Raw genomic sequence first — 24542 nt, 5'->3', positions numbered from 1 at the left:
TTGAGGCTAACCAGGATGAACAAAGAGATCTTAGCTGTTGTAGAAGCCGTTTCTAACGAAAAAGCCCTGCCGCGTGAGAAAATCTTCGAAGCGCTGGAGAGCGCGCTGGCAACTGCAACCAAGAAGAAGTACGAGCAAGAGATTGACGTTCGCGTCAGCATCGATCGCAAAAGCGGCGACTTCGACACCTTCCGCCGTTGGGAAGTGGTAGAAGAAGTGACGCAGCCGACGCGCGAGATCACGCTGGAGGCAGCCCGCTTCGAGGATGAAGCGTTCAATCTGGGCGATTACGTTGAAGATCAGATCGAATCGGTCACCTTTGACCGTATCACTACCCAGACCGCGAAGCAGGTTATCGTGCAGAAAGTGCGCGAAGCCGAGCGCGCGATGGTGGTCGATCAGTTCCGCCAGCACGAAGGCGAGATCATCACCGGCGTGGTGAAGAAAGTGAATCGCGACAACATCACCCTGGATCTCGGCAGCAACGCCGAAGCGGTGATTTTGCGTGAAGATATGCTGCCGCGCGAGAACTTCCGTCCGGGCGACCGTATTCGCGGCGTGCTGTACGCCGTACGTCCGGAAGCGCGCGGCGCGCAGCTGTTCGTGACCCGTTCCAAGCCGGAAATGCTGATCGAACTGTTCCGCATTGAGGTGCCGGAAATCGGCGAAGAAGTCATCGAAATTAAAGCGGCGGCTCGCGATCCGGGTTCACGCGCTAAAATTGCGGTGAAAACCAACGACAAACGCATCGATCCGGTCGGCGCCTGCGTGGGTATGCGCGGCGCGCGCGTCCAGGCTGTTTCCAGCGAACTGGGCGGCGAGCGTATCGATATCGTGCTGTGGGACGATAACCCGGCGCAGTTTGTTATTAACGCCATGGCCCCGGCCGACGTGGCGTCAATCGTGGTTGATGAAGATAACCACACCATGGATATCGCTGTTGAAGCCGGCAATCTGGCTCAGGCGATCGGCCGTAACGGCCAAAACGTGCGTCTGGCTTCCCAGCTGAGCGGCTGGGAGCTGAACGTGATGACCGTCGATGATCTGCAGGCGAAACACCAGGCCGAAGCGCATGCTGCTATTGATATGTTTACTAAACATCTCGACATCGACGAAGAGTTCGCCACCGTACTGGTGGAAGAGGGCTTCTCTTCGCTGGAAGAGCTGGCATACGTGCCGATCAACGAGCTGCTGGACGTTGATGGTCTGGACGAAGAGACCGTAGAAGCCCTGCGTGAACGAGCCAAAAATGCGTTAACCACCCTGGCGCTGGCGAAAGAAGAGAGCCGTGGTAATCAGGAGCCCGCTGAGGATCTTCTGAATCTCGACGGCCTGGATCGTACGCTGGCGTACCGCCTGGCGGCGAAAGGCGTTTGCACGCTGGAAGATCTCGCCGAGCAAGGTGTCGACGACCTGACGGATATTGAAGGGCTGAATGATGAGCAAGCCGGCGCGCTGATTATGGCCGCGCGAAATATCTGCTGGTTCGGCGATGACGCGTAATAACAGGAAGGAACAGCATGACAGATGTAACCGTAAAATCGCTGGCCGCAGAGATTCAGACCCCGGTCGATCGCCTGGTTCAGCAATTTGCTGACGCAGGGATCCGCAAGTCGGAGAACGACGCGGTCACGCAGCAAGAGAAAGAAACTTTATTGTCTCACCTCAATCGCGAGCATGGTCAGACCGGCTCAAGCAAGTTAACATTGCAGCGTAAGACGCGCAGTACCTTGAATATCCCAGGCACCGGGGGTAAAAGTAAATCGGTGCAAATCGAAGTCCGCAAAAAGCGCACCTACGTAAAAGGTGATGCGGAAGCTGAACAGGCAGAAGCAGAAGCCCAGGCTCAGCGTGAAGCGGAAGAAAAGGCGCAACGCGAGGCTGAAGAAAAAGCCCGTCGCGAAGCTGAAGAAAAAGCGCAACGTGAAGCCGAAGAGAAAGCCAAGCGCGAAGCCGCTGAAAAGGCGAAGCGTGAAGCAGCGGAAAAAGAAAAAGTGACGAATCATCAAACCGACGATATGACCAAGGCTGCGCAGTCCGATAAAGCCCGTCGCGAAGCCGAAGCGGCTGAACTGAAGCGTAAAGCGGAAGAAGAAGCGCGCCGTAAGCTCGAAGAAGACGCTCGCCGCGTTGCTGAAGAAGCGCGCCGCCTGGCTGAAGAAAAATCGGCTGAATGGGAAAAACCTGAAGAAGAGGATAAAGGCGACTATCACGTCACCACCTCGACTCATGCCCGTCAGGCAGAAGACGAAAACGACCGTCAGGTAGAAGCGGGCCGCGCACGCGCGCGCACCACTGCTAAAGCGGCGCGTCCGGCGAAGAAAGGCAACAAGCATTCTGAAGCTAAAACCGATCGCGAAGAAGCGCGCGCGCAGATTCGTGGCGGCAAAGGCGGCAAACACCGCAAGCCAAGCGCACTGCAGCAGGGCTTCAATAAACCTGCTCAGGTTGTTAACCGCGACGTCATCATCGGCGAAACCATCACCGTAGCCGAACTGGCTAACAAAATGGCGGTGAAAGGTTCGCAGGTCATCAAAGCGATGATGAAGATGGGCGCCATGGCGACCATCAACCAGGTTATCGACCAGGAAACCGCTCAGCTGGTCGCGGAAGAGATGGGTCACAAAGTGATCCTGCGCCGCGAGAACGAGCTGGAAGAAGCGGTAATGAGCGATCGCGATACCGATGCCGCGCAGGAATCCCGCGCGCCGGTCGTGACCATCATGGGCCACGTCGACCACGGTAAAACCTCGCTGCTGGACTACATCCGTTCGACCAAAGTCGCCTCTGGCGAAGCGGGCGGCATTACCCAGCATATCGGTGCTTACCATGTCGAAACCGACAACGGCATGATCACCTTCCTCGACACCCCGGGCCACGCCGCGTTTACCGCGATGCGTGCGCGTGGTGCGCAGGCGACGGATATCGTTATCCTCGTAGTGGCGGCTGACGACGGCGTGATGCCGCAGACCATCGAAGCGATCCAGCACGCGAAAGCGGCGGGCGTGCCGGTTGTGGTTGCCGTCAACAAAATCGATAAGCCAGAAGCCGATCCGGATCGCGTCAAGAACGAACTGACCCAGTACGGCATCATCCCGGAAGAGTGGGGCGGCGAAAACATGTTCGTCAACGTCTCTGCGAAAGCCGGTACCGGCATCGACGACCTGCTGAATGCGATTCTGCTGCAGGCGGAAGTGCTGGAGCTGACCGCTATTCGCGAAGGTATGGCGAGCGGCGTGGTAATCGAATCCTTCCTGGATAAAGGTCGTGGTCCGGTTGCTACCGTACTGGTGCGCGAAGGTACCCTGAACAAAGGCGACATCGTGCTGTGCGGCTTCGAATATGGCCGTGTGCGTGCGATGCGCGACGAACTGGGCCGCGAAGTTATGGAAGCGGGTCCGTCCATTCCGGTGGAAATCCTCGGTCTCTCCGGCGTGCCGGCAGCGGGCGACGAAGCGACCGTGGTGCGTGACGAGAAGAAAGCGCGTGAAGTTGCGCTCTATCGTCAGGGCAAGTTCCGCGAAGTCAAACTGGCGCGTCAGCAGAAGGCGAAGCTGGAGAACATGTTCGCCAACATGACCGAAGGCGAAGTCTCCGAGCTGAACATCGTGCTGAAGTCCGACGTCCAGGGTTCTGTGGAAGCGATCTCCGACTCGCTGCTGAAACTCTCCACCGACGAAGTGAAGGTGAAGATTATCGGTTCGGGCGTAGGTGGTATCACCGAAACCGACGCCACGCTGGCTGCGGCGTCCAACGCCATCATCCTCGGCTTCAACGTGCGTGCTGATGCCTCTGCGCGTCGCGTCATCGATGCTGAAAACGTCGACCTGCGTTACTACTCCGTCATCTATAATCTGATCGACGAAGTGAAAGCGGCGATGAGCGGTATGCTGGCTCCGGAGTTCAAACAGCAGATTATCGGTCTGGCTGAAGTTCGCGATGTGTTCAAGTCACCGAAGTTCGGCGCGATTGCCGGCTGTATGGTCACCGAAGGCAACATCAAACGTCACAACCCGATCCGCGTGCTGCGCGACAACGTGGTTATCTACGAAGGCGAGCTGGAATCTCTGCGTCGCTTCAAGGATGACGTCAACGAAGTGCGTAACGGCATGGAGTGTGGTATCGGCGTGAAGAACTACAACGACGTTCGCGTTGGCGATATGATCGAAGTGTTTGAAGTGATCGAAGTTAAGCGCACCATCGAATAAGCATTACGCGATGTGTTGCAATTTGGGAGGCCGCTGGCCTCCCGAATTATTTTGGAGAGATGATTATGGCGAAAGAATTTGGCCGCCCGCAGCGCGTGTCGCAGGAGCTGCAAAAAGAGATCGCCATCATTCTGCAGCGCGAGATTAAAGATCCGCGTCTCGGCATGATGGTGACGGTATCCGGCGTGGAAGTGTCGCGCGATCTCGCGTATGCCAAAGTGTTTGTCACCTTCCTTAACGACAAAGACGAGGAAGCGGTGAAAAATGGCCTGAAGGCGCTGAAAGAGGCTTCTGGCTATATCCGTATTCTGCTCGGCAAAGCGATGCGTCTGCGTATCGTGCCGGAACTGACCTTCTTCTACGACAATTCGCTGATCGAAGGTATGCGCATGTCGAACCTGGTGTCGAACGTCATCAAAAACGACGTCGAGCGCCGCGGTGAAAACCCGGCGGAAGATGACAAGGAGGACTGATGAGTCGTCCTCGTCGTCGCGGTCGCGACGTCCACGGCGTGTTCCTGCTCGACAAGCAGCAGGGCGCGTCGTCCAACGATGTGCTGCAAAAAGTTAAACGTCTGTTTAACGCCAACAAAGCGGGCCACACCGGCGCGCTCGATCCGCTGGCGACCGGCATGCTGCCGATTTGTCTCGGCGAAGCGACCAAGTTCTCCCAGTATCTGCTCGACTCGGATAAGCGTTATCGCGTTATCGCGCGCCTCGGCGAGCGTACCGATACTTCCGATGCCGACGGCAATATCGTCGAAACGCGTCCGGTTTCCTTTAGCCAGCAGCAACTCGACGCGGCGCTCGAGAGCTTTCGCGGCGAGACGATGCAGGTGCCGACCATGTTTTCGGCGCTGAAGTATCAGGGCCGAAAGCTGTATGAGTACGCGCGCGAAGGCGTGACCGTGCCGCGCGAAGCGCGTCCGATTACCGTCTTCGAGCTGCAGTTTATTCGCTGGGAAGGCAGTGAGCTGGAGCTGGAAATCCACGTCTCCAAAGGCACCTATATCCGCACCATTATCGACGATCTGGGCGAGAAGCTTGGCTGCGGCGCGCATGTGATTATGCTGCGTCGTTTGCAGGTGGCGCGCTATCCGATCGAAAAGATGATGACGCTGGAGCAGCTGCAGGCCATCGCAGCGACGGTAAACGCGGCGGAGACGCCCGATTACGCGCCGCTCGACGCGCTTTTGCTGCCGATGGATAGTCCGGCGGACGGGTTTCCCCTCGTTAATCTGCCCTCCACCGTCGCCGCCTTTTTCAAACAGGGGATGCCGGTTCAGGCAGCGGATGCGCCGCAGCAGGGCCTGGTGCGCGTTACCGAAGGCGATGCGCATAAATTTATCGGCATGGCGGAAATCGCCGACGACGGACGCGTGGCGCCGCGTCGTCTGGTGGTAGAGTACCCCGCGTAACGTTACACAACGTCCTGTTTGCGTTGCTCTCGGGCGAAGAGTAGAATAGCGCGGCTTTAAAGCGGGTAGCTGAATTAGAGATCGGCGCCCATACATTCATTTATTACTGGAGTTTATTATGTCTCTAAGCGTAGAAGCTAAAGCAGAGATCGTTGCTAAATACGGTCGTGGTGCTAACGACAGCGGCTCAACCGAAGTTCAGGTTGCACTGCTGACTGCCCAGATTAGCCACCTGCAGGGTCACTTCTCTGAGCACAAGAAAGACCACCACAGCCGTCGCGGTCTGCTGCGCATGGTATCTCAGCGTCGTAAGCTGCTGGACTACCTGAAGCGTAAAGATGTTGCACGCTACACCAGCCTGATCGAAAGCCTGGGCCTGCGTCGCTAAGTCTGAAGAATCTGATCAAAGATGTAGCGCAGAGAGTTTGCGAAAAAACGCGTCTTGCGATCAGATTCGTGCGAGTTTCACGAAAAGGGGGCCTTTACGGCCCCTTTTTTCGAGCAATGCGCAGCAATCCGGACCAAACTCATGTATTGTTGCAGTGAGTGATCTTCGTTTGCAGAGGTTCGCGCGGCTAATGAGAGGCTTTACCGCAGATTCGGTTAAGGGTTGTCATTAGTCGCGAGGATGCAACTGAAGATCGGTAATCCATGGCACGCCAGAAAGGCGCTGCCCCGAAGTTAAGGAATTCATTTTGCTGAACCCGATCGTACGTCAATTCCAATATGGTCAGCATACCGTCACGCTGGAAACCGGCATGATGGCGCGCCAGGCCACCGCAGCCGTTATGGCCAGCATGGACGACACCGCTGTATTCGTTACCGTTGTCGGCCAGAAAAAGGCCAAACCTGGTCAGGACTTCTTCCCGCTGACCGTGAACTACCAGGAGCGTACCTACGCCGCTGGCCGTATCCCGGGCAGCTTCTTCCGTCGCGAAGGCCGTCCAAGCGAAGGCGAAACCCTGATTGCGCGTCTGATTGACCGCCCGATTCGTCCGCTGTTCCCGGAAGGCTTCGTTAACGAAGTTCAGGTTATCGCCACCGTGGTTTCCGTTAACCCGCAGGTTAACCCGGATATCGTCGCGATGATCGGCGCCTCCGCCGCGCTGGCGCTGTCAGGCCTGCCGTTCAACGGTCCGATCGGCGCCGCGCGCGTCGGCTATATCAACGACCAGTATGTGCTGAACCCGACCGCTGACGAAATCAAACAGTCTCGTCTGGATCTGGTGGTTGCCGGTACGCAGAACGCGGTACTGATGGTTGAGTCCGAAGCGGACATCCTGACCGAAGATCAGATGCTGGGCGCAGTGGTGTTCGGCCACGAGCAGCAGCAGATCGTTATCGAAAACATCAATTCTCTGGTCGCAGAAGCGGGCAAACCGCGCTGGGACTGGCAGCCTGAGCCGGCTAACGACGCGCTGATCGCACGCGTTGCCGCCCTGGCTGAAGCGCGCATCAGCGACGCTTACCGCATCACCGACAAGCAGGAGCGTTACACTCAGGTTGGCGTCATCAAAGATGAAACCATCGCCGCGCTGCTGGCTGAAGACGAAACGCTGGACGACGCTGAAATCGGCGACATCGTTCACAGCCTGGAAAAGAACGTGGTGCGTACCCGTATCCTGAACGGCGAACCGCGTATCGACGGCCGTGAAAAAGATATGATCCGTGGCCTGGACGTGCGCACTGGCGTACTGCCGCGCACGCACGGCTCGGCGCTGTTCACCCGTGGCGAAACGCAGGCGCTGGTCGCCGCGACGCTGGGTACCGCGCGTGACGCGCAGAACCTGGATGAGCTGATGGGCGAACGTACCGACAGCTTCCTGTTCCACTACAACTTCCCTCCGTACTCGGTAGGCGAAACCGGTATGGTCGGCTCGCCGAAGCGTCGTGAAATTGGTCACGGTCGTCTGGCGAAGCGCGGCGTGCTGGCCGTGATGCCGAAGCAGGAAGAGTTCCCGTACACCGTGCGCGTTGTCTCTGAAATCACTGAATCCAACGGCTCCTCTTCTATGGCTTCCGTGTGCGGCGCTTCACTGGCGCTGATGGATGCCGGCGTGCCGATCAAAGCGGCCGTTGCAGGCATCGCGATGGGCCTGGTGAAAGAAGATGAGAAGTTCGTGGTGCTGTCTGACATCCTCGGCGACGAAGATCACCTCGGCGACATGGACTTCAAAGTAGCCGGTAGCCGTGAAGGCATCACCGCGCTGCAGATGGACATCAAAATCGAAGGCATCACCCGCGAAATCATGCAGGTTGCGCTGAATCAGGCTAAAGGTGCGCGTCTGCACATCCTGGGCGTGATGGAGCAGGCGATCAGCACGCCGCGTAAAGAAATCTCTGAGTTCGCGCCGCGCATTTACACCATCAAGATCAATTCAGACAAGATCAAAGATGTGATTGGTAAAGGCGGTTCCGTGATCCGCGCGCTGACCGAAGAGACCGGCACCACCATCGAAATCGAAGACGACGGCACCGTGAAAATCGCCGCGACCGACGGTCTGAAGGCGAAAGAGGCGATTCGTCGCATCGAAGAGATTACCGCCGAGATCGAAGTGGGCCGCGTTTACAGCGGTAAAGTGACCCGTATCGTCGACTTCGGCGCCTTCGTCGCTATCGGCGGCGGCAAGGAAGGTCTGGTACACATTTCTCAGATCGCGGACAAGCGCGTAGAGAAAGTGACCGACTACCTGCAGATGGGCCAGGAAGTGCCGGTTAAGGTACTGGAAGTGGACCGTCAGGGCCGCGTCCGTCTGAGCATCAAAGAAGCGACAGAGTCTAAGCCTCAGGGCGAAGAAGCTGCCGTGACCAGCGCGCCAGACGCAGAGTAATTTCCTGTTTGCCTCTCCTTATCCCGCCGCGGATGGGAGAGGCGTTTGTGTCATCGCGAGGGCGGGAATCCTTGTGCACAGCAGGCGGATGACAGGAGCGTTGTCCTAATGTTTGTATTCGGGAGTGGGAAATGAAGCCTTTTTTGCGCTGGTGTTTTGTTGCGACAGCTATCACGCTGGCAGGATGCAGCAACTCCAATTGGCGTAAGAACGAAGTTCTTGCAGTACCTCTACAGCCCACACTGCAGCAGGAAGTGATTCTGGCGCGCATGGAACAAATTCTTGCCAGTCGCGCCCTTACCGATGATGAACGCGCACAGCTGTTATATGAGCGCGGAGTGTTGTATGATAGTCTCGGTCTGAGGGCACTTGCGCGGAACGATTTCTCGCAAGCGCTGTCTATAAGACCAGATATGCCGGAAGTGTTTAACTATCTCGGCATATATTTAACGCAGGCAGGCAATTTTGATGCTGCCTATGAAGCGTTTGATTCTGTACTTGAGCTTGATCCAACTTACAATTATGCGCATTTAAACCGTGGTATCGCCCTCTATTACGGCGGTCGATACAAGTTAGCGCAAGATGATCTGCTGGCGTTTTATCAAGACGATCCCAACGATCCTTTCCGCAGCCTGTGGCTCTATCTCGATGAACGCGAGATGGATGCTGATAAGGCGAAAGTTGCGCTGCAGCAGCGTTACGACAAAGCGGCCCGTGATCAATGGGGATGGAACATTGTCGAATTCTACCTTGGCGACATCAGTGAAAGCACGCTGATGGAACGTCTCAAGGCAGACGCAACGGATAACACCTCGCTCGCTGAACATCTCAGTGAAACCAACTTCTATTTAGGTAAGCACTACCTAAGTCTGGGGGAGAAGGACAACGCGAAAGCGCTGTTCAAACTGGCGGTGGCCAACAACGTCAATAACTTTGTTGAACACCGATACGCATTGTTGGAACTGGCGCAACTCGGCCAGACACAAGACGATTTATCAGAATCTGACCAGCAATAGCTGACGAACTTTTATTGCCTGAAGTACCCGTTATGTCATCATCTTCCGGGATGAGGGCCTTTCTGTTCGTCAAAACTTCTAATTTGAGCCGGTTCACACTTTTTGATGAAAATGACTGAAAATTTTCACGACGAGTTATGTAGACTGGCCGCCGCAATCTAAGAGGCACGTGTACTACATGACTGATATCCAAACCACTTTTGCTGACCTGGGCCTGAACGCCGACATCCTCGAATCACTGAACGGCATGGGCTACGTTAAGCCTTCTCCGATCCAGGCTGAGTGTATTCCTCACCTGCTGGCGGGCCGTGACGTACTGGGCATGGCGCAGACCGGCAGTGGTAAAACCGCGGCGTTCTCGCTGCCGCTGTTAAACAACATTGATCCATCTCTTCGCGCACCGCAGATCCTGGTGCTGGCGCCGACCCGCGAACTGGCGGTGCAGGTTGCCGAAGCGATGACCGAATTCTCTAAACATATGCGTGGCGTCAACGTCGTGGCCCTTTACGGCGGCCAGCGTTATGACGTGCAGCTGCGCGCGCTGCGTCAGGGCCCGCAAATTGTGGTGGGCACCCCGGGTCGTCTGCTCGACCACCTGAAACGCGGTACGCTGGATCTCTCTAACCTGCGTGGCCTGGTGCTGGACGAAGCTGATGAAATGCTGCGTATGGGCTTCATCGAAGACGTTGAAACCATCATGGCGCAGATCCCGGAAGGTCATCAGACCGCGCTGTTCTCAGCGACCATGCCGGAAGCGATTCGTCGCATCACCAAACGTTTCATGAAAGATCCGCAGGAAGTCCGCATTCAGTCCAGCGTCACCACGCGCCCGGACATCAGCCAGTCTTACTGGACGGCGTACGGTCGTAAAACCGACGCGCTGGTGCGTTTCCTTGAAGCGGAAGATTTCGATGCCGCTATCATCTTCGTGCGTACCAAAAACGCTACGCTGGAAGTGGCTGAAGCGCTGGAGCGCAGCGGCTACAACAGCGCCGCGCTGAACGGCGACATGAACCAGGCGCTGCGTGAGCAGACGCTGGAGCGCCTGAAAGATGGCCGTCTCGATATCCTGATCGCCACCGACGTTGCGGCGCGTGGTCTGGACGTTGAGCGCATCAGCCTGGTCGTTAACTACGACATTCCGCTGGACGCTGAGTCTTACGTTCACCGTATCGGTCGTACCGGCCGCGCCGGTCGTGCTGGTCGCGCGCTGCTGTTCGTCGAGAACCGCGAGCGTCGTCTGCTGCGCAACATCGAGCGCACCATGAAGCTGACCATTCCGGAAGTGGAACTGCCGAACGCTGAACTGCTGAGCACTCGTCGTCTGGAGAAATTCGCCGGACGCGTACAGCAGCAGCTGGAAAGCAGCGATCTGGACCAGTATCGCGCGCTGCTGGAGAAACTCTCTCCGCAGGACGATCTGGATATGGAAACGCTGGCCGCCGCGCTGCTGAAAATGGCGCAGGGCGAACGTCCGCTGATCGTCCAGCCGGACGCGCCGCGTCCGCAGCGTCGCGAGTTCCGCGATCGTGACGATCGTCGTGATGACCGTCGCAGCCCGCGTGAAGCGCGTGACAACCGTGAAGGCGGCGATCGTCCGCGTCGCGAACGTCGCGACGTCGGCGAAATGGAACTCTACCGCATTGAAGTTGGCCGCGACGACGGCGTTGAAGTGCGTCACATCGTCGGCGCTATCGCCAACGAAGGCGACATCAGCAGCCGCTACATCGGCAACATCAAGCTGTTCGGCACCCACTCGACTATCGAGCTGCCGAAAGGTATGCCGGGCGATATCCTGCAGCACTTCACCCGCACGCGTATTCTCAACAAACCGATGAATATGCAGCTGCTGGGCGATGCGCAGCCGCAGAGCGAAGCGCGCGGCGAACGTCGTGGCGGCGGCCGTGATTTCGGCGGCGAGCGTCGTGGCGGCGGCAACCGTGAAGGTGGTCGCGAAGGCGGACGTCGTTTCTCTTCCGAGCGTCGTGAAGGCGGTCGTGAAGGCGGACGCAGCAGCTTCAGCCGTGAAGGCAGCCGCGGTCCGCGTCGCGAAGAGGGCGCTGCTGCAGCGCCGCGTCGTCGCGAGTTCTGATAATCAGCCTGGCTGATTGATAAAAAGGGAAGCCCTCGGGCTTCCCTTTTTTTATCTTCAATTCTTGCGTTACGCGCCGCCGGCGATCAGTACGCGCTCGCCGCTGATATAGGCGGCCTCCTCCGAGGCGAGAAACAGCGCCACCTGCGCCACATCTTCCGGCAGTCCGAAACGCCCCAGCGGCGTCGCCGCCAGCAGCTGCGCCTTGAGCTGCGGATTGAGCTTCTTCGCGGACAGCAGCCCTTCGGTCATTATGATGCCCGGCGCCAGCGCGTTAACGCGAATATTGCGCGGGCCCAGCTCGCGCGCCAGCCCCTGCGTCAGCGTATCGATCGCGCCTTTGGTTGTCGCCCAGAGTACCGAACCCGGCGTGCTCTGCTGGCTGTTCAGCGCGCTGAGATTGATGATGCAGCCGCCGTGAGCGGGGAAACGCCGCGCCGCCTGCTGGCAGACCAGCAGCGTGCCCAGCAGATTCACGTTGAGCTGCTGCTGCATCTCCAGCAGGCTCAGGGCGCTAAACTCGCCGTGATGGAACTGTCCGGCATTATTGACCACAATATCGGGCGCGCCGAAGTGCGCCAGCGCGGTTTCGAACAGCCGCTCAACGTCTGCCTCGCGTGAGATATCGGCCTGAACCGCCAGCCCTTCGCTGCCCAGCGTGCGTATATCGCTGACGACGTCCGCCGCGCCCACCTCATCCTGGCGGTAGTTGACCACTACGCGCGCGCCGGCTGCGGCGAACGCCGTAGCAATCGCCGCGCCAATGCCCTTCGAGGCGCCCGTCACCAGCGCAATTTTTCCGTCAAGTGCTTTCATCTTGTCTCTCCACCTGAGTATCGCGTTTGCAAAATATGCGCTTTCAGGTCGATTGTGCGGTAGCGCAATCCTGCAAGTCTCTTGCACGATCCTGCAAATCTGGCGGCGAGGCGGCTGCGTTCATCGCGGGTTCGGGTAACATGTTCACCACAATTGACTCGCGGAGAAAAGGAAGAGGATATGGCGGAACTGGCGCAGCTGACGCATCTGGCGCAGCTTATCGCGCGTCATGCGGCCGACGATGGCCGTCACGACAGCGCGATTGATTTTCTCTTTTTCGGCCGCAGCTCCCGGCCGTCCGAACCGACCTATCATGCTCAATGGGCCAGCTTCGCGCTGGTGGCGCAGGGCGGAAAGGCGCTGCGTATAGGTGAGGAGATTATTCATTACGGCCCTGGCGATCTGCTGCTGGTGACGATGGATATGCCGGTGCGCTCCTGCGTAACGATCGCCACGCCCGAGAAGCCGAATCTCGGCATCGGCATCGCAATAAACGAAGAGAGACTGATGCGCTATCTCGATACGTTTCCGCTAACGTCGCCGCTGGTGGAAGCGCGCACCGAGCGCGGCATCGCCGCGCACAAAGTGTCGCCGCTGCTGGTGGATGCGGTTATCCGTCTGATTCGCCTGCTGGATCAGCCGCAGGATATCGCCGCGCTGGCGCCGCTTATCGAGCAGGAGATCTTCTATCGTCTGCTGACCGGCCCGGAAGGCGGGCGCATCCTCAATATGGCGCTGGCGGAGCGGCCGGGAAACAAGGTGGCGCGCGCGGCGCGCTGGCTGCGGGAGAATTTTCATCAGCCGTTGAAAATCGGCCGGCTCGCCAGCAGCGTCGGCATGAGCGCCTCTTCGCTGCACCATCATTTCAAAGCGGTCACCGCGATGACGCCGATGCAGTATCAGAAGCAGCTGCGTCTCAACGAGGCGCGACGGCTGATGATGGTAGAGAAGCTGGATGCCGGAACGGCGGGCTATCGCGTGGGATACCAGAGCGCGTCGCAGTTCAGCCGGGAGTACAGCCGTTTTTACGGCCGATCTCCCGCGCGCGACGTGCGTCAGCTGGCGGTGGGGCCGGAAGCGTAGCGCCCACCGCAGAAAAGCTTACAGCGAGCGGGCCGCTTCCATCGCGATGGCGAAGGAGCGCAGACGCGCCGCGGTATCGAAGATTTGGCCGTTGACCATGATCTCGTCCGCCTGGGTTTCACGCATCAGTCCGGCCAGGCCGTGACGCACTTTATCGGCATCGCCGACCAGCGACATGCTCAGCGCCTGCTGCACGCCATACTGCTCCGACGGCGACCACAGGTTATCCATGTTTTCCACCGGCGCAGGCAGCGGGCCCGGCTTGCCGCGGCGCAGGTTGATAAACTGCTGCTGCTGCGAGGTGAACAGGAAGCGCGCGTCGCGCTCGCTGTCGGCGGCGACGACGTTGATGCAGACCATGGCGTACGGCTTCTCCAGACGCGCCGAAGGCTGGAATTTTTCACGATAGATATGCAGCGCCTGGAACAGCTGATCGGGCGCGAAGTGCGACGCAAAGGCGAACGGCAGGCCGAGCTGCGCCGAGAGCTGTGCGCTGTAGAGGCTGGAGCCAAGCAGCCAGACCGGGATCTTCATGCCCAGGCCAGGCACGGGCTGAACCGGCGGCTGCGCATCTTCGTCGGCGTCAAACCAGTTAATCAGCTCCTGAACATCATCCGGGAAGGTATCCGCATGGATGCTGGAGAGGTGACGGCGCAGCGCCATCATGGTGCGCTGGTCGGAGCCGGGCGCGCGGCCCAGGCCTAAATCGATGCGGCCGGGATAGAGCGACGCCAGGGTGCCGAACTGCTCGGCGATCACCAGCGGCGCATGGTTCGGCAGCATAATGCCGCCCGATCCCAGATGCAGGGTAGTGGTGTTGGCCGCCAGATAGCCGATCAGCACCGAGGTCGCCGCGCTGGCGATGCCGGTCATATTATGGTGCTCGGCCAGCCAGTAGCGTTCATAGCCCAACGCTTCCGCCTGACGCGCCAGCGCCAGCGAGGTATGAAAGGCATCGCGCGGGGTCGAACCCTGCGGAATCGGCGCCAGATCCAGCACGGAAAGACGAAGGGGTTTTTTCTCAGACATGGGCACTCCAGTTGGGTATGGCGCAGGTGATGATTAACCTGCACCAACCAGTATTACGTAATAATGCCCATATTAAAACTGCTAACAAAGGCAGGCGGCTAGCCTGTATGTGCCTTTCAGGAGGATAACAGCGTCATGCCGGCCACTTTACGCCAGTAGCCGTTGCAATCGTTGCCGTTAGCCATCATCAGCGGCGACTGTCCCTCTTCATTAGCGCGGAAACGAGCGATCTCGTTCAGCGTGGCGGCGTTTTGCGGTGACAGACGCAGAATATCGACCCAGCCGCGCATGCCGACCAAATCGTTGCCGAGGTTGTAGCAGTAGCCGCTCATGGTCTGAATGCCGTTCAGCACGAACACCTGCTGGCCTTCCTGCGAGTGGACGCGGCGTCCGTTAGGGTAGTTGATGCAGCAGGTCTGGCAATCGTCTTTGGCGCGATTTTCGGCGCGGGCGGTAAAGCAGCGCGCCGACAGCGCCAGCGGCAGATAGCCGTAGCCCAGCACTTCGACCTCAAACCGACTGCGGATGTTGCGCTCCTCGCTCTGGCGCAGCAGCTGCAGCAGCCAGTCGCGCGACATCTCCACCGGCATGCACCAGCGCGTCATACCCTCTTTTACCAGCAGCTGCAGGGTTTCGACGTTATAGATATTGAGCGCTGGCCCGGCGACAAAGGGCAGGCCGCGCTCGGCAGCCATATTCACCGTGCCGACGTCGTTGGTCTCGATAAGAAATTCGCCGTTATCGACGTAGCGCTTCAGCTCTTTCAGCTCTGAAGGCGACTGCAGCAGCGCCAGCGTGCTCAGCACCACCTGTTTGCCGCTGGCCGCCAGCTCGCGCGCCAGCTCCATCCAGCGCTGATACGAGGTGGCGCGTCGTTTGCTGCACACCGCTTCGCCAAGGTAGACGATATCCGCGCTGCTGTTCGCCACCTGCTGATAAAAGCTCGCCAGCTGCTCTGTCGGCCAGTACCACAGCACCGGACCGATTGCGTATTGCATTCTGTTCTCCTTATTGCCATTCACGGTGGTAAGCGCCAAGCGTGGTCTGCGAGCCTTCGGATAGCTCATCGAGCGCCGCCGTCCAGGCCTCGGTCACCGCAAAGTTCTCCGGCTCGCGTTTGCAGCGATCGATCGCCTGCCGCCAGACGCGCGCCACCTGCGCCACATAGGCCGGGCTGCGCTGGCGCCCCTCAATCTTCACCGAGGCGACGCCGGCGCGCAGCAGATCCGGCAGCAGCGTCAGGGTGTTGAGGCTGGTGGGCTCCTCCAGTACGTGATAGCGCTGCCCGTCGACCTGATAGCGGCCTTTGCACAGCGTGGGATAGCCGGCGCTCTCATCCGGCGCGTAGCGATCAATCAGCACGTCGTTAAGGCGCGACTCCATGCCGTTGGGCGTTTGCTGCCAGCGCACGAACTTCGCCGGCGAACAGGCGCCCGCGCTGTTGGGCGACTCGCCGGTCAGCCAGGAGGAGAGATAGCAGCGGCCTTCCGCCATAATGCAGAGGCTGCCGAAGGCGAACACCTCGAGCGGCACCGGCGTCTCGCGCGCCAGCTGCTTCACCTGATGCAGCGACAGCACGCGCGGCAGCACCACGCGGCTCAGCGCGAAGTGACGATGGTAGAAGCGCACCGCTTCCAGATTGGTGGCGGAAGCCTGCACCGACAGATGGCGTTCAACCTCGGGATAGCGCTGCGCGGCGTACTCCAGCGTGGCGATATCGGCAAGGATCAGCGCGTCCGCGCCGTTCTGCGCCGCCACGTCGATGGCGCGTTGCCAGCGGCCCATGCCGTCAGGATGGGCGAAGGTATTAATCGCGACATGTAATTTACGGCGATGCTGATGCAGATAGCGCGCCGCTTCCGCCAGCTTCTTGTCGGTAAAGTTCAGCCCGGCGAAGTGGCGCGCGTTGGTGTCATCTTTCAGTCCGACATACACCGCATCGGCGCCATTCTCCACCGCTGAACGCACGGCGGGCAGATTACCGGCCGGACACAGCAGTTCCATAGTGATCTCTCATCGACAGGATAAGGCGACGAGTCTAGGCAAGCGGCTGAAGGGAAATGTTGATTTGGGGCAGTGAATCGCCAGTTGACGAGACGGATAGCGGAAATTTCGCGCAGCGGGGCGGTGAAATTATTGATCTCGGCTGCAGCGTGCGGCGGCGGATGTGGCAATATACCTGAAATTTTCTAAAGGGAGAGACGCCCGTGTTTCAACAGTTACGTGCTGAGTTAGTGAAAAAAGGCCCAAAATTCCTTGCCTTACCTGTTTCGCTGACCCCGTTCCCGTTAAAAAAAGCCTTTCTGCAACAACTCCTAAACTGGCAATTTCGTCATGCTTTGGCGGAAGGTGAGTTAGACTTTCTGCAGGCGCGTCATCTGGGTATCGAGATTGCGGATGTGGGTTTACGCTGGATTACCACCATTGAAGAGGGTCAGCTCAGGGTCGTACAGCATGCCGAAGCGGACGTCTGGTTTCGCGGCAATGCTAACGATCTGCTGCTGGTCGCCGCCCGTAAAGCGGATCCGGATATGCTGTTTTTCCAGCGTCGTCTGCTGATCGAAGGCGACACGGAGCTGGGACTGGAGGTAAAAAACCTGATGGATGCTCTGGAACTTGAGGCCATGCCCACGGCGTTGCGCACGGGACTGCAGCAGCTGGCTGCGTTTGTCGAAGCGGGAATGAAACAGGACGCGAAGGCCGCACAGGCGCGCGCGGAGAGTGTATGTTAATTCGCACAGAAATAGGCGTGGATGCGGCAAGCATCGACAGTTTGTTAAGACGCAGCTTCAAGCGTGACGCGGAAGCCGAACTGGTTCAGCAGCTGCGGGAAGACGGGCTGCTGACGCTGGGCGTGGTAGCGACGGACGACGAAGGCCAGGTGCTGGGCTACGCCGCCTTCAGCCCGGTGACCTTGCAGGGCGAGGATCGCAACTGGGTCGGCCTGGCGCCGCTGGCGGTAGACGAAAGCGTGCGCGGCCAGAAAATTGGCGAGCAGCTGATCTATGCCGGGCTGGATACGCTGAATGAGTTTGGCTACGGCGCGGTGGTGGTGGTGGGCGATCCGGCTTACTATAATCGCTTCGGCTTCGAGCCGGCCGCGCGCCACGGGCTGCGCTGCCGCTGGCCGGGCGCCGAAGCGGCGTTTCAGGTCTATCGCCTGGCGGACGACGCGGTTGCTGGCGCGGAAGGCGAGATCGATTTTGCCGAGCCGTTTAGCCGGCTTGCGTAAGCCAGCTGGCGAGGCAGTCCGGCTGTTGCGCCACCAGCCGCAGCTTCTGCTGGCGGCTGAGCTGCTTGACCTGGTACTCCAGCCGCGACGCCGCGGCGCGGTCGCCGGCGTCGCAGCGATACACCAGCGCCAGCGGGCCTCTGCCGCGCAGGGCGCGCGCGCCGCGTCCGGCGGCATGCTGTTCGACGCGCCGCGTCACGTCGGTGGTAATGCCGGTATAGAGCGCGCCGGCGGCGGTCTGGACGATATAGAGCTGCCAGCCCTCATTCATAATCTGTATTCCTGAATCTTTACTGCCGGGCAGTGTAGCGCGCCAGCGGCGCGGCGGCTATCCGGCGATCTTTGCACGGAGCAATAGAAGGTGTCTGACCATTCTCATCTGGTGCGTTACCTGAAAAAACAGCATGTCCTCTCACTTTGCTGCCAGGCCGACGGCGATCTCTGGTGCGCCAACTGCTTTTACGTCTTCGACGAGGCGCGTATGGCGTTCTGGCTGATGACCGAACCCGACACGCGCCACGGCGCTCTGCTGCAGGCGAATCCGCAGGTTGCGGGCACGGTGAACGGCCAGCCGAAAACCGTGCTGCTGATTAAAGGCGTGCAGTATCGCGGTCATATAGTGCTGCTCGACGGCGACGCGGAAGCGCAGGCGCGCAAAGCGTATCAAAAGCGTTTTCCAGTGGCGCGCAAAGTCTCTGCGCCGCTGTGGGAGATTCAGCTGGAGGAGGTCAAGATGACCGATAATGCGCTGGGATTTGGCAAAAAAATTAGCTGGCGGCGGGAAGAGGGTGAAATCCCTTTCCCCTGAGGGAAAGGGAAAAGGACGTTACAACGCCTGTAGAATACGCAGCGACTCGCGATTAAAGGCGGGCAGATCGTCCGGCGTGCGGCTGGTGACGAGACGATCGTCATCCACAATCACCTCTTCGTCATAGAAGTCCGCGCCGGCGTTGCGCAGATCGATAGCGATCGCCTTCACGCAGGTCATCTTGCGACCGCGCACGCCATTCGCGCTGATCAGCAGCTGCGGGCCATGGCAGATAGCGAAAATCGGTTTGCCGCTGGCGACGAACTCTTTGGTAAAGGCGACGAAACGGTCGTCGCTGCGCAGCGAGTCAGGCGAGTGGCCGCCTGGCAGCAGCAGCGCGTCGAATTCGGCCGGGCTGACCTCGTCGATGGCGCGGTCGATTTTCACCTGCGCTTCACCCTGTTTGCCGGTAACGGTTTTACCCGCCTCTTTTTCAATGGTCACCACCTCAAAGCCCGCCTGTTTGTAGGCGTCAGCCGGTGAGGTGAATTCTGAGTCTTCAAATTCGTCGGTAATCAACACCGCAATCTTCTTGCTCATTTTTTCCCCTCCTCATGATGGTTTGCGCACGATGCGCTCTCCTGATGAACAGGTTAAGCCTGGTTGTTTGTGCTAAAAATGCAAGCCAGACGGCGAAAGCTGACTATATTTCAGAGTAATGGCAACAGGTTAGCGGGAGGCGAGATGCATCGTGTATTGATAACCGGCGCGACGGGCCTGGTGGGCGCGCATCTGCTGCGCCTGCTGGTGGCGGATGCGCGCGTCGACGAAATCATCGCGCCGACGCGTCGTCCGCTGCCGCCGATGAATAAGGTGGTGAATCTGGTGGAGGCTGACCTGACCGACGTGCTGCGCCCGCTCAACGTTGCCATCGACAGCGTATTTTGCTGTCTCGGCACCACGCGCAAAGCGGCGGGCAGCAAAGCGGCGTTTCTGCACGTCGACTATACGCTGGTGGTGGATACCGGCCTGAACGGGCTGCGGCTGGGGGCGAAGCAGATGGTGGCGGTCAGCGCGCACGGCGCGAATCGCCATTCGCCTTTTTTCTATAACCGGGTTAAAGGCGAGATGGAGACGGCGCTGCGTCATCAGGGCTGGCCGCGCCTGACGCTGGTGCGGCCTTCGCTGCTGCTGGGCGAGCGCACGCGCAAACGTACCGGCGAAAGCCTGATGGCGCCGCTGTTTAGCGTGCTGCCCGGCAACTGGCGTTCGGTCTCTGCGCTGGCGGTGGCGAAATGCATGCACGCCTGCGCCTTTCAGCCAGCTGGCGCTAGCGTCGAGATTATCGAGTCGGGGCAGATCCCGCGTTAGCCGCGCTCTTTGCTCAGATCCCAGATAATCTGATTGCGGCTGCCGCGCCACAGCAGCGTCGCCTCTTTTTCCGCCTCGACGAAGCGCCCGTCAATCAGCACGTCGATATAGCTCAGCACCTCGCGCTGGGCGCAGCTAAGCTCGGCGCGCTGATAGCCGGTCCAGAGCCAGATATCTTTTCCGGGACACTCGGCGCGCACGCGTTTCACCAGCCGACGGATGTGCGGCACGTTGTGCGGATGCAGCGGATCGCCGCCGCTCAGCGACAGCCCCTGACGCCGGATGCGCCTGTCCTGCAGGTCGGCGATCAGGCGCTCCTCGTGCTCCAGGGTGAAAGGCGTGCCGGAGTCGAGCCGCCAGGTGCTCTGGTTATAGCAACCGCGGCACTGATGCTCGCATCCGGCCACGAACAGCGTGCAGCGCGTGCCGGGGCCGTTAACGATATCGACATCGTAGTAGCGATGAAAATGCATCATCCCAGGGGGCCGCTCTCCAGATGTTTAACGCGTCGCTGCACCTCTTCCTGCTTGCCGGCGTTGAACGGGCGCGCGTCGGGACTGCCGAGATAGCCGCAGACGCGGCGCGTTACCGACACGCGCGCCGGATCGTGATTGCCGCAGTTCGGGCAGGTAAAGCCGCGGCTGGTGCAGCTGAACTCGCCGGTAAAGCCGCACTCATAGCATTCGTCGATCGGCGTATTGGTGCCGTAATAGGGCACGCGATCGTAGCTGTAGTCCCATACATCCTCGAGCGCCTTGAGGTTATGCTGCACGTTGGGGTATTCGCCGTAACAGATGAAGCCGCCGTTCGCCAGCGGCGGGTAGGGCGCTTCAAAGTCGATCTTGTCGTAAGGGTTGACCTTCTTCTCGACGTCGAGGTGAAAGCTGTTGGTGTAGTAGCCTTTATCGGTGACGCCAGGCACCACGCCGAACTGCGCGGCGTCGAGGCGGCAGAAGCGGTCGCAGAGATTTTCGCTCGGCGTGCTGTAGAGGCTGAAGCCGTAGCCGGTTTCAGCCTTCCAGGCGTCGGTCGCGGCGCGCAGGCGCGAGACAATCTCGATCCCTTTGGCGCGCAGCGCGGGATCGTCATAGGGATGGCGCGCGCCGCCGCTCAGCGCGTTCAGGGTTTCATGCAGGCCGATATAGCCCAGCGACAGCGAGGCGCGCCCGTTGCGGAAAATCGGCCCCACCTCGTCATCGGCGTTAAGCCGTACGCCGCAGGCGCCCTCCATGTAGAGGATTGGCGCCACGCGCGCTTTGGTTTTTTCCAGGCGGGCGATACGCGTCATCAGCGCGCGCTTCGCCAGCGCCAGCCGCTCGTCGAGCAGCGTCCAGAAGCGCGCCTCGTCGCCCTGCGCCTCCAGCGCGATGCGCGGCAGGTTAAGGCTGATGACCCCCAGATTGTTGCGGCCGTCGTGAATTTCGACGCCGTTTTCCTCATAGACGCCGAGAAAGCTGCGGCAGCCCATCGGCGTTTTAAAGGAGCCGGTGACTTTGACTACCTGATCGTAGTTAAGAATATCGGGATACATGCGCTTGCTGGCGCACTCCAGCGCCAGCTGTTTGATATCGTAGTTGATATCGCCCGGACGGCGATTGAGCCCTTCGCGGATCGCGAATACCAGCTTGGGAAAGACGGCGGTCTTGTGGTTTTTGCCCAGTCCGGCGATGCGGTTGCGCAGGATCGACTGCTGGATAAGGCGCGCCGCCCAGCTGGTGCCGAGTCCGAAGCCGAAGGTGACGAACGGCGTCTGGCCGTTGGCGGTGTGCAGCGTGTTGACCTCGTACTCCAGCGACTGGAAGGCGTCGTAGCACTCTTTCTCGGTGCGCGCCCGCGCATAGGCCTCGACGTCGGCAATCTGCCATTCGGCGGCGATAGCGCGATGCTTTTCCATGCTGAGCTGCACAAAGGGCGCCAGCACCTCGTCGATGCGGTTGATGGTGGTGCCGCCGTAAATATGGCTGGCGACCTGCGCGATAATTTGCGCGGTGACCGCCGTGGCGGTGGCGATCGACTTCGGCGGCTCGATCTCGGCATTGCCCATTTTGAAGCCGTTGGTGAGCATGCCTTTCAGATCGATCAGCATACAGTTGAACATGGGGAAAAACGGGGAGTAGTCGAGATCGTGATAGTGGATCTCGCCGCGCTCGTGCGCCTGCACCACGTCGCGCGGCAACAGCTGCTGCTGCGCATAGTGTTTCGCGACGATGCCCGCCAGCAGGTCGCGCTGCGTCGGGATCACCTTGCTGTCTTTGTTGGCGTTTTCGTTCAGCAGCGCGGCGTTGGTCTGATCGACCAGGCCGCGAATGGCGTGGTGCAGCTTGCCGCGTTGCTCGCGCGCCACGTCGCGATCGTGACGATATTCGATATAGGCGCGCGCCAGCTGCGGCCAGGGGCCGCACATCAGCGTCTCTTCGACCGCGAATTGAATATCGCGGATATCCACTTCAGCGCGATCGGCCAGCTTCTCGCTGACGCGCTGAGCCACCGTCGCGCACCAGGACGCGTCCTCGACCTGCGCCGCGCGCGCCGCCGCGGCCACCGCCGCCTCGATCCTTGCTGGGTCAAACTCTGAGCGACAGCCGTCGCGCTTCACCACTACCTTTGCCATGCTCTCTCCATCCGCTACATGTTGTGCTGCGGAAGATTCTAGCCACTATATATGGACGTCAGGAGAATATAATCGCCGAGGTTTTGACCTGAAACAAAGAAGATGGGGTCGTGGCGCAAAGTCGTGCAGAAGAGAAAAAAGAGGGGAAAAGCGATGCGCGCTGCAGGCGCAGCGCGCAGCGGATCCTTAGCGGCGCAGAGCGATCGCTTCGATCTCGATCTTCACGTCTTTCGGCAGACGCGCCACTTCCACGCAGGAGCGCGCCGGGAAGCTGGCGTTATGCTCGGCGAAGAAGGCTTCATAGGTGGCGTTGACGGTAGCGAAGTCGTTAAGGTCTTTGACGAACACTGTGGTTTTCACGATGTCGCCGACCTGCAGGCCAGCCGCTTCGACGATCGCTTTCACATTTTCCAGCGACTGACGCGCCTGAGCGTCGATCGCGTCCGGCACCGCGCCGGTCGCCGGATCGACCGGGATCTGGCCAGAGGTGATGATCATATTGCCCAGATCCACGCCCTGCACATAGGGACCGATCGCCGCTGGCGCTTTTTCCGTACTGATTTCGCGAGACATACTTGCTCCTTAAGAGTGACGCAGCGGCGGCAGACCACCGCTGGCGAGAAACATCGCCCCATTATAGGGACGAGCAGGGCGATTACCAGTGACCGAGCACCACGTGGTGCGCAAAAGCTTTCTCGCAATATTTGCAGGTCAGCAGCACCTCGGCATCGCGCTTTTTCACCGCAAAGCTGGAGAAAACCGGCTCGCTGCGGCTGATGCAGTTGCCATTGGGACAGGTCAGCACGCGTTCGATGCGCTCCGGCAGCGTCGGCGCGATTTTCGCGACCACTTCATAGTCGTCGATGCGGTTCACCGTGGCGTGCGGCGCATAGACCGCCAGCTGGTTGATCTGATCCTCGGTAAGAAAGGTGTTCTCGATCTTGATCAGATCTTTGCGCCCAAGCTCGCCCGAAGGCAGGTTAAGGCCGATGGTGATGCGCTGGTCGGTTTCGGTGAGGCGAAACAGCGACAGCAGCTTAAACCCGACCTGCGCCGGAATATGGTCGATGACCGTGCCGCGCTTGATCGCTTCTACCTGCAGTTTGTTGTCGTGTGTCATGGCGATTGCTCCTTACAGATCCTGTTCGCTGTTGAGTACCAGCGCCAGCAGAGCCTGACGCGCGAAGATGCCGTTGCCTGCCTGCTGGAAATACCAGGCGTAGGGCGTTTTATCCACATCGGTGGCGATCTCGTCAACGCGCGGCAGCGGATGCAGCACTTTCATATTGTCGCGTGCGCCGGCCAGATCCGCCGCGCGCAGAATAAACTGCGCCTTGACGTTGGCGTATTCCGACGGGTCGAGACGCTCTTTCTGCACGCGGGTCATATAGAGAATATCGGCGTGCGGGATCACCGCTTCGATGCTGTCGTGACGCGACCAGACGATGCCGCGCTCATCCAGCGTATCGGTGATATAGGCCGGCATCGCCAGCGCGTCGGGCGCGATAAAGTAGAAGCGGTTGCCGTCGAACTTCGCCAGCGCCTGCGTCAGGGAGTGCACCGTGCGGCCATATTTCAGGTCGCCGACCATGGCGATGCTCAGATTGTCCAGGCGGCTCTGCGTCTCAAGAATGGTAAAGAGATCCAGCAGCGTCTGGGTCGGATGCTGATTGGCGCCGTCCCCGGCGTTAAGGATCGGCACGCCGCCGGAAAATTCCGTGGCGAGCCGCGCCGCGCCCTCCTGCGGATGACGCATCACGATGGCGTCGACGTAGGTGCCGATAACGGAAATGGTATCCGCCAGGGTTTCGCCCTTTTTGCCGAGCGAGGTATTGCTGCCGTCGGCGAAGCCCACCACCGACGCGCCCAGCCGGTGCATCGCCGTTTCAAACGACAGGCGCGTGCGCGTCGAGGCTTCAAAGAAGCAGCTGGCGATGACCTTGTGCTTCAGCAGCTCCGGCTGCGGGTTGGCTTTCAGCCGCGCGGCGGTGTGCAGCACAAGCTCCAGTTCGTCGCGACTGAGATCGTTAATAGATATAATATGTTTGCGATATAACGGGTTAGCCATAGTTCGCCTCTCTGCGCTGC

At 59.6% G+C, this 24542-nt stretch carries 25 protein-coding genes; 14 read left to right on the top strand and 11 right to left on the bottom strand.

All coding sequences use genetic code 11. From position 1 onward, the window contains the following. Window positions 1-15 precede the first annotated feature (15 nt). The 9 genes from nusA (at window position 16) to AC6I7Z_RS16605 (ending at window position 11564) form a co-directional block, all read left to right on the top strand. Window positions 16-1503 carry a transcription termination factor NusA gene (nusA, locus tag AC6I7Z_RS16645; protein WP_033749311.1) on the top strand — a complete coding sequence of 496 codons (1488 nt, stop codon included), beginning with the start codon at window positions 16-18 and terminating at the stop codon, window positions 1501-1503. 17 nt (window positions 1504-1520) lie between these two features. Then, window positions 1521-4208, top strand: coding sequence for a translation initiation factor IF-2 (gene infB, locus AC6I7Z_RS16640; protein ID WP_033749312.1), 2688 nt, complete (start codon window positions 1521-1523; stop codon window positions 4206-4208). A 65-nt stretch (window positions 4209-4273) separates the two neighbouring features. Beyond that, window positions 4274-4681: a 30S ribosome-binding factor RbfA gene (gene rbfA, locus AC6I7Z_RS16635; protein WP_033749639.1), complete on the top strand. Its 408-nt coding sequence runs from the start codon at window positions 4274-4276 to the stop codon at window positions 4679-4681. Continuing rightward, complete coding sequence (gene truB / locus AC6I7Z_RS16630; protein WP_497815010.1) at window positions 4681-5625, top strand: tRNA pseudouridine(55) synthase TruB; 945 nt, start codon at window positions 4681-4683, stop codon at window positions 5623-5625. The genes rbfA and truB overlap by 1 nt, the downstream gene beginning before the upstream one ends. Window positions 5626-5743: 118 nt before the next feature. Next, window positions 5744-6013 carry a 30S ribosomal protein S15 gene (rpsO, locus tag AC6I7Z_RS16625; RefSeq protein WP_033749314.1) on the top strand — a complete coding sequence of 90 codons (270 nt, stop codon included), beginning with the start codon at window positions 5744-5746 and terminating at the stop codon, window positions 6011-6013. Between the two features lie 307 nt (window positions 6014-6320). Then, window positions 6321-8456 carry a polyribonucleotide nucleotidyltransferase gene (gene pnp / locus AC6I7Z_RS16620; RefSeq protein ID WP_497815009.1) on the top strand — a complete coding sequence of 712 codons (2136 nt, stop codon included), beginning with the start codon at window positions 6321-6323 and terminating at the stop codon, window positions 8454-8456. 131 nt (window positions 8457-8587) lie between these two features. Continuing rightward, the gene (gene nlpI / locus AC6I7Z_RS16615; RefSeq protein WP_033749316.1) at window positions 8588-9472 is read left to right on the top strand and encodes a lipoprotein NlpI; all 885 of its coding nucleotides are present in this window, start codon (window positions 8588-8590) and stop codon (window positions 9470-9472) included. Window positions 9473-9577: 105 nt separating this feature from the next. Beyond that, window positions 9578-9634 carry a protein YrbN gene (gene yrbN, locus AC6I7Z_RS16610; RefSeq protein ID WP_100229640.1) on the top strand — a complete coding sequence of 19 codons (57 nt, stop codon included), beginning with the start codon at window positions 9578-9580 and terminating at the stop codon, window positions 9632-9634. Window positions 9635-9650: 16 nt separating this feature from the next. Further along, the gene (locus AC6I7Z_RS16605; RefSeq protein WP_497815008.1) at window positions 9651-11564 is read left to right on the top strand and encodes a DEAD/DEAH family ATP-dependent RNA helicase; all 1914 of its coding nucleotides are present in this window, start codon (window positions 9651-9653) and stop codon (window positions 11562-11564) included. Window positions 11565-11633: 69 nt separating this feature from the next. On the opposite strand, the gene AC6I7Z_RS16600 is transcribed toward AC6I7Z_RS16605, so the two are convergent. Further along, on the bottom strand, window positions 11634-12380 hold the full coding sequence (locus AC6I7Z_RS16600; protein ID WP_497815007.1) for an SDR family NAD(P)-dependent oxidoreductase: 747 nt from the start codon (window positions 12378-12380) through the stop codon (window positions 11634-11636). 180 nt (window positions 12381-12560) lie between these two features. On the opposite strand from AC6I7Z_RS16600, the gene AC6I7Z_RS16595 reads away from it, so the two are divergent. Further along, window positions 12561-13463 carry an AraC family transcriptional regulator gene (locus tag AC6I7Z_RS16595; protein ID WP_497815006.1) on the top strand — a complete coding sequence of 301 codons (903 nt, stop codon included), beginning with the start codon at window positions 12561-12563 and terminating at the stop codon, window positions 13461-13463. An 18-nt stretch (window positions 13464-13481) separates the two neighbouring features. Here AC6I7Z_RS16595 and AC6I7Z_RS16590 read toward each other — a convergent pair whose 3' ends face one another. The 3 genes from AC6I7Z_RS16590 to ubiU form a co-directional block, all read right to left on the bottom strand. After that, on the bottom strand, window positions 13482-14492 hold the full coding sequence (locus tag AC6I7Z_RS16590; RefSeq protein ID WP_497815005.1) for a luciferase-like monooxygenase: 1011 nt from the start codon (window positions 14490-14492) through the stop codon (window positions 13482-13484). Between the two features lie 116 nt (window positions 14493-14608). Further along, window positions 14609-15490, bottom strand: coding sequence for a U32 family peptidase (locus AC6I7Z_RS16585; protein ID WP_497815004.1), 882 nt, complete (start codon window positions 15488-15490; stop codon window positions 14609-14611). Window positions 15491-15500: 10 nt separating this feature from the next. Beyond that, window positions 15501-16496: a ubiquinone anaerobic biosynthesis protein UbiU gene (gene ubiU / locus AC6I7Z_RS16580; RefSeq protein WP_497815003.1), complete on the bottom strand. Its 996-nt coding sequence runs from the start codon at window positions 16494-16496 to the stop codon at window positions 15501-15503. 203 nt (window positions 16497-16699) lie between these two features. Here ubiU and ubiT point away from each other — a divergent pair, with 203 nt between their 5' ends. Both ubiT and AC6I7Z_RS16570 read left to right on the top strand, forming a co-directional pair. After that, entirely contained in the window at window positions 16700-17224 is a 525-nt protein-coding gene (gene ubiT, locus AC6I7Z_RS16575) for a ubiquinone anaerobic biosynthesis accessory factor UbiT (protein ID WP_434124313.1), read from the top strand. After that, window positions 17218-17724, top strand: coding sequence for a GNAT family N-acetyltransferase (locus AC6I7Z_RS16570; RefSeq protein WP_497815002.1), 507 nt, complete (start codon window positions 17218-17220; stop codon window positions 17722-17724). The genes ubiT and AC6I7Z_RS16570 overlap by 7 nt, the downstream gene beginning before the upstream one ends. Here the strand turns inward: AC6I7Z_RS16570 and AC6I7Z_RS16565 are convergent. Next, window positions 17708-17995, bottom strand: a complete 288-nt coding sequence (locus AC6I7Z_RS16565; protein WP_048781979.1) for a GIY-YIG nuclease family protein — start codon at window positions 17993-17995, stop codon at window positions 17708-17710. The genes AC6I7Z_RS16570 and AC6I7Z_RS16565 overlap by 17 nt on opposite strands. A 90-nt stretch (window positions 17996-18085) precedes the next feature. Between AC6I7Z_RS16565 and AC6I7Z_RS16560 the strand changes: the two genes are divergently transcribed. Next, window positions 18086-18532, top strand: coding sequence for a YhbP family protein (locus AC6I7Z_RS16560; protein ID WP_497815001.1), 447 nt, complete (start codon window positions 18086-18088; stop codon window positions 18530-18532). Window positions 18533-18550: 18 nt separating this feature from the next. Here AC6I7Z_RS16560 and AC6I7Z_RS16555 read toward each other — a convergent pair whose 3' ends face one another. Continuing rightward, entirely contained in the window at window positions 18551-19072 is a 522-nt protein-coding gene (locus AC6I7Z_RS16555; protein WP_497815000.1) for a type 1 glutamine amidotransferase domain-containing protein, read from the bottom strand. A gap of 144 nt (window positions 19073-19216) precedes the next feature. Between AC6I7Z_RS16555 and AC6I7Z_RS16550 the strand changes: the two genes are divergently transcribed. Continuing rightward, window positions 19217-19843, top strand: a complete 627-nt coding sequence (locus AC6I7Z_RS16550) for an NAD(P)H-binding protein (protein ID WP_497814999.1) — start codon at window positions 19217-19219, stop codon at window positions 19841-19843. On the opposite strand, the gene nrdG is transcribed toward AC6I7Z_RS16550, so the two are convergent. The 5 genes from nrdG to pyrB all read right to left on the bottom strand — a co-directional run bounded on the left by nrdG (window position 19840) and on the right by pyrB (window position 24522). Next, a complete protein-coding gene (gene nrdG, locus AC6I7Z_RS16545) occupies window positions 19840-20319 on the bottom strand; it encodes an anaerobic ribonucleoside-triphosphate reductase-activating protein (protein WP_048781975.1) in 480 nt (159 codons plus the stop codon). The genes AC6I7Z_RS16550 and nrdG overlap by 4 nt on opposite strands. Beyond that, the gene (gene nrdD / locus AC6I7Z_RS16540; protein ID WP_497814998.1) at window positions 20316-22454 is read right to left on the bottom strand and encodes an anaerobic ribonucleoside-triphosphate reductase; all 2139 of its coding nucleotides are present in this window, start codon (window positions 22452-22454) and stop codon (window positions 20316-20318) included. Before nrdD ends, nrdG begins: the two co-directional genes overlap by 4 nt. Before the next feature lie 186 nt (window positions 22455-22640). Continuing rightward, window positions 22641-23027: a 2-iminobutanoate/2-iminopropanoate deaminase gene (gene ridA, locus AC6I7Z_RS16535; RefSeq protein WP_313383267.1), complete on the bottom strand. Its 387-nt coding sequence runs from the start codon at window positions 23025-23027 to the stop codon at window positions 22641-22643. 82 nt (window positions 23028-23109) lie between these two features. Beyond that, entirely contained in the window at window positions 23110-23574 is a 465-nt protein-coding gene (gene pyrI / locus AC6I7Z_RS16530) for an aspartate carbamoyltransferase regulatory subunit (protein WP_033749334.1), read from the bottom strand. Between the two features lie 12 nt (window positions 23575-23586). Beyond that, the gene (gene pyrB, locus AC6I7Z_RS16525; protein WP_033793363.1) at window positions 23587-24522 is read right to left on the bottom strand and encodes an aspartate carbamoyltransferase; all 936 of its coding nucleotides are present in this window, start codon (window positions 24520-24522) and stop codon (window positions 23587-23589) included. Window positions 24523-24542: the final 20 nt, after the last annotated feature.

This window comes from Pantoea sp. X-Soil-MYKO-1289 (genome assembly GCF_059730625.1).
The sequence above is the reverse complement of the archived record's forward strand: the minus strand, read 5'-3'. Positions and strand labels throughout refer to the sequence as shown.